General features: G+C 63.4%; 5 protein-coding genes. 3 read left to right on the top strand and 2 right to left on the bottom strand.

What is annotated here, in order from left to right; genetic code table 11:
* Positions 1–154: putative 2OG-Fe(II) oxygenase (locus tag ACIQ3B_RS17440; RefSeq protein ID WP_397404830.1), on the top strand; the 154-nt coding region annotated here is incomplete at its 5' end.
* Between the two features lie 3 nt (positions 155–157).
* Here ACIQ3B_RS17440 and ACIQ3B_RS17435 read toward each other — a convergent pair.
* Complete coding sequence (locus ACIQ3B_RS17435) at positions 158–1,807, bottom strand: M20/M25/M40 family metallo-hydrolase (protein WP_397404826.1); 1,650 nt, start codon at positions 1,805–1,807, stop codon at positions 158–160.
* A gap of 305 nt (positions 1,808–2,112) precedes the next feature.
* Here ACIQ3B_RS17435 and ACIQ3B_RS17430 point away from each other — a divergent pair, with 305 nt between their 5' ends.
* On the top strand, positions 2,113–5,298 hold the full coding sequence (locus ACIQ3B_RS17430; protein WP_397404824.1) for an N-6 DNA methylase: 3,186 nt from the start codon (positions 2,113–2,115) through the stop codon (positions 5,296–5,298).
* Entirely contained in the window at positions 5,295–5,633 is a 339-nt protein-coding gene (locus ACIQ3B_RS17425) for a type II toxin-antitoxin system PemK/MazF family toxin (RefSeq protein ID WP_397404822.1), read from the top strand. The genes ACIQ3B_RS17430 and ACIQ3B_RS17425 overlap by 4 nt, the downstream gene beginning before the upstream one ends.
* A 15-nt stretch (positions 5,634–5,648) precedes the next feature.
* Here ACIQ3B_RS17425 and rpoD read toward each other — a convergent pair whose 3' ends face one another.
* Positions 5,649–7,616 carry an RNA polymerase sigma factor RpoD gene (gene rpoD / locus ACIQ3B_RS17420; RefSeq protein ID WP_397404828.1) on the bottom strand — a complete coding sequence of 656 codons (1,968 nt, stop codon included), beginning with the start codon at positions 7,614–7,616 and terminating at the stop codon, positions 5,649–5,651.
* Positions 7,617–8,255: the final 639 nt, after the last annotated feature.

Genomic DNA, 8,255 nt, shown 5'->3' with positions numbered 1-8,255 from the left:
GGCCGATGCGCCGGAGTCCGCGCGGAGTTTCGTCTACCTCCAGCCGGAGGCGGGCACCGTGTATCTTTGGGAAAGCTGGCTGCGCCACGAGGTGCCGGCCAATCGCGCAAAGACGCCCCGGGTCAGCGTAAGCTTCAACTACGGCTGGCGCTGACGCCTACTCCGTCGCCACCAGCGCGGGCCGCGCGAACTTGCCACCGAAGAAGTCGCCTTTCTTCCACACGGGACGCGCATCGCCGTCAGCAATCTCGCGGGCGATGTCATAGTTCAGGGTCGCAAACCGGGCCCCGGCCACATAGTCGATCGGCAGCTTCAAGTCATCGCAGGGTTTGTGGTAGCACGAAGCCAGGAAGCCCTTGAACTGGGCTTCACCAGGACCCTGAAAGCCTGTCATCAGGAATATCGACGGCACACCGGCTTCCACGAAACGGAAGTGGTCCGAGCGGGTGAAGAAGCCCTCCTCCGGCAGCGGATCCGGCGACAGACCCACTCCGGATTTCGCCGCAGCGCGCGCCACGGCCGCGCCCAGGGTCGAGCGATCTGAGCCGAAGGCGATGACATCGGTAAAGGCATAGGTCAAGATCGGCATGTCCAGGTTCACGTTGGCCGCCATTGAGCTGGCCGGGACCGTGGGATTGCGCGCAAAGTACTCCGAGCCGAGCAGGCCCTTCTCCTCGCCCGTCACCGCCAGGAACATCACTGAACGGCGGGGCGCCTTGCCGCTCTCCTTGAAGGCCCGCGCAACTTCCAGGGTGGTGGCGATGCCGGAGGCGTTGTCGAGCGCGCCATTGTTGATGCTGTCGCCGTTCACAGGCGCCGAGACGCCGATGTGATCGAGATGAGCGGACAGCACCACCACCTCGGCCTTCAGCGCAGGATCGGAGCCCTCGATCATGGCCGCGACATTGGCGCTCTCGATGGACTTGGTCTCGGTACGCACCGTGACATCCAGTGACCCCGGCAATTCAAAGCGTGGGGTCTCGCCCTGCGGCTTTTCCGCCGCCTCGATCACCTTGGCCCAGTGAACCTTCGCGCTCGCGAACAACTTTCCGGCGCCCTGCAAGCTCAGGGAGCCCAACGACGGAGTATTCGGGGCGGTATCATTGGGCGCGCCGTCCGGCGTTCGCCAGTTCATGGCCCACTGCTGCCAGGACCGCTTGCCCTCGGCGAAGGGGCGACGCTTCTCGTCGGTGGGTGTGTAGAGCGTGATCATGCCCACCGCGCCGCGCCTGGCCGCCTGCTCACGCTTGGTGCGGCCGTTGGCATAGTAGGCGCGCTCTTCGGTCTGGAAGCCGGACGGCGCGCCCGCCAGCACCACCACGATCTTGCCCTTGACGTTCAGGCCCCTGTAATCGTCACGCTTGCGCTCGGGCGCCACCACGCCGAAACCCACGAAGACCATCGGCGCCGTGACCTTGCGTTCCGCAGGTCCGAACGAACGGGCCACCATATAGTCATCGCCGAAGACCAGCGGCGTCTCGGTTCCGTCCTTCGCCTTCAGGACATAACGCCCCTCATCGCGCGACCGCACCGCCACCAGCGGCACCGGCTGGAAGTAGGTCCCGTTCGTCCCGGCGGGCTTCAGGCCCAGTTGCGCAAACTGTGAGGCCACATAGTTGGCGGCGATATCGTAGCCGGGCGTGCCTGTATCGCGGCCCTCCAGCAGGTCGCTGGCCAGGAAGGTGATATGGGCCTTGATGCTGGCGGCTGAAGTCTCGGTCGCCGGCGAAACCTGGGCAACAGCCATCCAAGAGGCGGCCAGCGTGACCAGCGAAACCGACATTGGCAGCAACTTGCGAAGAAACATGGAAACTCCGTGACAGATGTCAGGCGTTTCTAGAGTCCCCGGCCGTCAACTGTCGAGGAAACTCCGCAGCTTGCGCGACCGGCTGGGGTGTTTCAGCTGGTTCCTCCGGCCCCGGCCTACTCCGAATCTCTTGCGAGCGTCGTAGGGTGGTCCGAGCGATATTGTTGTCCTCTCGATCACGTGGATCATGCGGGCGTTGCATTCACCCATTTTGAATTTGCTGGTGTGCTAACTAGAACTCCTTGCGGGAGCGAGACGAGGCGAAACAGTGAGTCGTCATCATTCCCGCCCGAGGTTTATATGTCATGATCGCCCCTGACGTCCTTGAACGGACGGTCGCCGAATTGGCGAGCCGTCCAAAGCACGAGAAGGTACGCTCGCTCGTCTACCGACTGCTGACGGACGCTTTGGGCGCGGATTCGACCCAGATTGATTTCGAGCGTCAGGTGCCAGAGGTGAGGGGGCGCATCGACGCGCTCCTCGGCCGTACGATCATCGAGATCAAGTCTGACCTTCGGCGAGAACTGAGCGACGCCAAGCTGCAACTGTCTAGATATCTGCCACAGCGAGAAGGCGAAACAGGCCAACGTTATGTGGGCCTCACCACGGATGGCGCCGAATTCATCGCTTATGAAACTGACGGCGACGGGCTGCGCGAACTTACACGGCACGAAACCAAGCGGGACAAGCCGCGCAACTTGGTCGCTTGGCTCGAAGGTGTTGTCACCGTCCAGGACCGTGTACCCGCCGACGCGTTGAACATCATCAATGAATTGGGGCGCGAAAGCACCGCGTTCGCGAGAGTTTCAGCGAGGCTGGCCAGCGCTTGGAGCGCCGTGCGGCTGAGTCCGGAAGCGGCACTTAAGCGGCAGCTTTGGGCACGCCACATGGGCAGCGTGTATGGTGATGAGAACAAGCTGACCCAAGACGACACTTTGTGGCTGCAGCACACCTATCTGGTGACCGTCGCCAAGGCGATCGCAGCGGGCGCGATGGGTTTTGACAGCCAGTCGCCAAGCGAACTGCTGAACGGAGCCCGGTTTGAGAGGGCCGGCGTCCGTGGGGCGGTCGAGGACGATTTCTTCGGCTGGGTCCTGCATGCGCCAGATGGGGAACGGATCGTTGAGTTGCTTGTCCAGCACGCGTCACGGTTTGATCTGGGCGACATACAGGTCGATCTGCTGAAGGTGCTGTACGAGAATCTGATCGATCCCGCCCAACGCCACGATCTCGGCGAATACTACACGCCAGACTGGCTCGCGACGAAAGTGGTTCGCAACGCGGTCCAGCATGCCGCGACGGATCGCGTTCTGGATCCTGCCTGCGGATCGGGAACGTTTCTTTTTCAGACCCTGCGCCTGAAGCGCGCCGCGCTGGAGAAGAAGGCGGTGCCGGTCGAGGACATGGCTGTCATCCTGGCGGACCAGGTTTTCGGCTTCGACGTCCACCCCGTTGCGGTGATCTTTGCCCGTGTCACTTATCTTCTGGGTCTCGGTCCCGCGCTGGCCCTCCGGCGGGGTGAGTTTGTCGTGCCCGTGTTTATGGGCGACGCACTGCAATGGAACGTCCGCCGTGATCAGTTGGAAGAGGACCTGATCGTCGAGGCGCCGCCTGATCCGAATCAGCCGCTATTTGGCTCGACGACGCTCCGCTTCCCCCTGAGTCTTTGCGAACGAACTGCCGATTTTGATCGACTTACCGAACTCATGGATCAGTCGGCTGAGCAAGGTCATCGGCCCGAGGCATTTCTCACTCTGGCTAGCCGACGCGGCGCGAGGGATGATGAACTTCGAACGCTGGAAGATACCTACACGCGGTTCAAACGCCTGCGTGACGAAGGGCGCGACCACATCTGGACCTATGTCGCGCGCAACCTAAGCCGCCCTATCGCCGTGTCTCAGGGACGGAAGATGGACGTGATCGTCGGCAACCCGCCGTGGCTGTCCTATCGATACATGTCACGGCCCATGCAAAAGCGGTTCCGCGATTCAAGCCGCGCGCTGGGCGTTTGGGTCACGGGCCAGGATGAGGCCAAGCTGGTCACCCAGATGGACCTCTCGGCGCTGTTCTTCGCCCGCTCCACACAACTCTACCTGCGCGCGCCGCAGGGTGATACGCCAGGTGGACGGATAGCGATGGTCCTGCCACTGGCCGCCATGACCCGCGGACAGTTCCGCGGGTTCCGTTCTGGCAGCTGGACCGGCGCCCATGTGGCGTTCGACCGGGCCTGGGTGCTGGACAACCAGGACATCCAGCCGCTTTTCCGGGTGCCGACGTGCGTCCTGTTCGCGACCCGCAGCGTCATGCCACGACCGATTCCGACCAAGGCTACTGCGTTCGTCGGTCGCCTCCCGAGTGGCCGCAAGGACGCCTCGGAGGCCGAGGCCGCCCGCTACATCCAGGTGTTCGCTACCGACGCGCCCTCCGTTGTCACATTCACAAAGGGGTCGCCCTATCGGGATCGCTTTAACAACGGTGCAACCCTCTATCCGCGCCTGCTCTGCCTGGTCGAGCGCATTCAGGGCGGCAGGATCGGCACGAACGCATCTGCGCCGTTGGTGCGCAGTGAACCTCGGGATCGTAAGGGTGCGTGGAAAGACGTCGCGCTGCTTGAAGGCGCAGTTGAAGCCGAGTTCCTGCGGCCCGTGCTGCTGGGAGAGTCGATTGCGCCGTTCCGCGTGCTTCGAGCGAGCGAGGGGATCATCCCGATGCTGCCGAGCGGCGATATGGTGAATGCGGACATGGCAGCGCGGCGCGGGCACACGCATCTCAGCAACTGGCTCGAACGGGCCGAGGGCCTGTGGCGAACCCACGGAAGCGGCCGGGCGACTCTGTCGCAGCAACTCAACCACATCGGAAAACTCAGCGCCCAGGCAAGCCCGGCGGCGATCCGGGTGGTCTTCAGCAAGTCGGGCACGCTGCCCGCTGCCGCCATCGTTCGCAACTCCGCCGTGATCATCGACCACAAGCTCTATTGGGCCAGTGTCGCCACACTGGACGAAGCTGGCTATTTGACGGCGTTCCTCAACAGCGAGGCTGCGCGCCGCCGTATTGCTCACCTGCAGTCACGTGGAGAGCAGGGCGCACGGGATTTCGACAAGCTGTTCTTCACGCTGCCCATCCCGCGCTTCGATCCGCGAAGCGAACTTCATCAACAACTCGCCCAAGCGGCGGCGCGCGCAGAGAAGATCGCAAGCGCCGTTTCCATCGATCTGGACCAGCCATTCACCCGATCAAGGTCGCTGGTCCGGCAAGCGCTGGCGGACGCTAACATCTCAGCTGACATCGACACTCTCGTCGAGAAGTTGCTTGGTCCGGACGAGAACACGTCGACCACGTCGCATCTGCCGCGCCGCAACGCCGCTCAACGCAACCGGATGATGGAAGAAGCCCGAGTTTGGACCGAGCGCCATCGTGACGATCCGTCCGAGCTACGGCTTCTCGAGGACGCGGAGTATGTTCAGGCCTTGAACGGTAGCCTAGAGCCATGAGCCTTGCGCGGGGCGAGGTCTGGGTGGTCGCCGAAAAAGGCCACCTCACCGGCAAGCCTCGACCGGCGGTATTGATCCAGGCCGAAGCCCTGGATGAACACGCCAGCCTCCAGTTTTGCCTCATCTATGGCGCGGAGGACGCTCAAAGGGACGTCTTCTTCCGAATCCCTGTCGCCCCAACCGAAGCCAACGGCCTAGAGCAGAACTCAACTATCGCCGTTGACAAGATCGTGACCATCCGCCGGGAAAACGTGAAGATCCGCTGCGGCACTCTGGAGGAGGACGTGATGGGTCTGGTCAATGACGCCCTTATTGCATTTCAGGGCCTGGCGTAGTGGGCGGCGCGGCCGTCAGCTGTCGAGGAAACTCCGCAGCTTGCGCGACCGGCTGGGGTGCTTCAGCTTGCGCAGGGCCTTGGCCTCGATCTGGCGGATGCGTTCGCGGGTGACGCTGAACTGCTGGCCAACCTCTTCCAGGGTATGGTCGGTGTTCATACCGATGCCGAAGCGCATGCGCAGAACCCGCTCCTCGCGCGGCGTCAGGGAGGCCAGCACGCGGGTGGTGGTCTCGCGCAGGTTGGACTGGATGGCCGCATCGATCGGCAGGATGGCGTTCTTGTCCTCGATGAAGTCGCCCAGGTGGCTGTCTTCCTCGTCGCCGATGGGGGTTTCTAGGCTGATCGGCTCCTTGGCGATCTTCAGGACCTTGCGCACCTTCTCAAGCGGCATGGCCAGCTTCTCGGCCAGTTCCTCCGGCGTCGGCTCGCGGCCGATCTCGTGCAGCATCTGGCGCGAGGTCCGGACGATCTTGTTGATCGTCTCGATCATGTGCACCGGGATGCGGATAGTACGGGCCTGGTCGGCGATCGAGCGGGTGATCGCCTGCCGGATCCACCAAGTGGCGTAGGTGGAGAACTTGTAGCCCCGGCGGTACTCGAACTTGTCGACCGCCTTCATCAGACCGATGTTGCCCTCCTGGATCAGATCCAGGAACTGCAGGCCGCGGTTGGTGTATTTCTTGGCGATGGAGATCACGAGGCGCAGGTTGGCCTCGACCATTTCCTTCTTGGCCTGGCGGGCCTCGCGCTCGCCCTTCTGGACGGTCTGGACGATGCGGCGATAGTCGTCGATGGGCACGCCGGTTTCGGTGGCCAGGGCCGCGACTTCCGAACGGATGTCACCGATCTGGCTGGCGTCGTTCTCGGCGAACTTGGTCCAGCGCACGCCCAGCAGCTTGACCTGATCGGTCCAGTCCGGGGTCATTTCCTGGCCGAAGTAGGCCTTCAGGAATTCGGCGCGGCTGATCCCGTAGCTGTCGGCCAGCCGCAGCAAGCGGCCTTCCAGCACCATCAGGCGCTTGTTGATCGCGTACAGCTGCTCGACCAGCGCCTCGATACGGTTGTTGTTCAGCTTCAGAGTCTTCAGATACTGGACAATGGCGGCGGCCGAGGCCTGATAGGCCTTCAGGTCCTTGTCGCCGAGCTGTTCGCCGCGCAGGCGCGCGCCCACCAGCTTTTCCTGCAACAGGCGGAAACTCTCGAATTCGACGGCGATGGCATCCAGGGTCACCATCACGCCTTCGCGCAGCTCCGCTTCCATCGCGCTGATGGTGGGACCGGCGCCGTCATCGAAGTCGTCGTCGTCGTCGCTGTCGCCCTTGGCGATGACCTCGCCGTCCTCGTTGAGTTCGGGGGCCTCCTCGACGACTTCGGCCGGCGGCGGCGCATTGGCGGCCAGCTCCTCGGCGGCGGCGGCGGTCATGCCGCCGTAGGTCTGCTCAAGGTCGATCACCTCGCGCAGAAGGATCCGGCCGCCCTCCAGTTCCTCGCGCCACACCATGATGGCCTCGAAGGTGAGCGCGCTTTCGCACAGGCCCCGGATCATGGTGTCGCGGCCGGCCTCGATGCGCTTGGCGATGGCGATCTCGCCCTCGCGCGAGAGCAACTCCACCGAGCCCATCTCGCGCAGATACATGCGCACGGGGTCGTCAGTACGATCGTAGGCGGCTTCCTTGGTGGTCTCGACCACAGCCGTGTCTTCACGAACCGTGACCTCGGTGGCCTCGGCGTCGTCTTCGGACTCCACGACGTTGACGCCCATCTCGCTGAGCATCGCCAGCGTGTCCTCGATCTGCTCGGAGGTCACTTCCTCGGAAGGCAGCACCTTGTTGAGCTCGTCCATCGTGACGTAGCCGCGGGTCTTGGCCGCCTTGATGAACTTCTTGACTGCCGCATCGGTCAGGTCGAGCAACGGCCCATCGTTGGCGGTGGTTTCGCTGGCGGTCGCATTGGCTGCGGTGGTGGTGTCGCCTTCGGCCATCGTGATCATCCAATTCTTCGAAGTCGGCGACCATCCCGCGAGGGGGGGCCGAGTGTTGTCCAAGGGCCACAGAACCGGAACAGTTGTCCGTTTCCATCACCAATTTCGTTCGGGTACGTGAACCTCAGGAGCCAGACCGCGCCGGCAGGACGGACCCCGCCACGAACCATCCGACAGAGGCACACGCTCCCGCCAGTTCGCGGCGCCTCCATCCCCGGCCTCGAAAAGAGGCGCGGCGGCGTGACCCCCGGGACTTCCACCGGTCGAGGGAGACATCATCATCCACGCAGGGGGCGCGCTCGGAAACCGCAGCGGCCCATCGATGTCTGTCAGACGCGAGCTAAATCCAGTAGGCCGCAGATGGCGTGCCGGGGGCGCTGTGTCAAGATGATGACGCGGCGCCGGGCATCAGGTCGCAGGACGCGGAGGGGGTCGCACATGATCAAGGCATGGGACAAGGGGGCGGGTAGACCGGTAGGAGGAAGGGTAGCAAGCGCATCACGGTGATGGTGTGAACTCGAGGCCCGGGTCCCGTTTGGGGGTAAAGTAAAGCGTTGTCTAATTGGTTTCACGGTTGCCTCAGGTTCGTTGTTGGACTGACCTTGGTCTATGGTTGTCTACGGGGTCATGGCCTGGCTG

The sequence above is a fragment of the Phenylobacterium sp. genome (genome assembly GCF_044358365.1).
Lineage (GTDB): Bacteria > Pseudomonadota > Alphaproteobacteria > Caulobacterales > Caulobacteraceae > Phenylobacterium.
The sequence above is the reverse complement of the archived record's forward strand: the minus strand, read 5'-3'. Positions and strand labels throughout refer to the sequence as shown.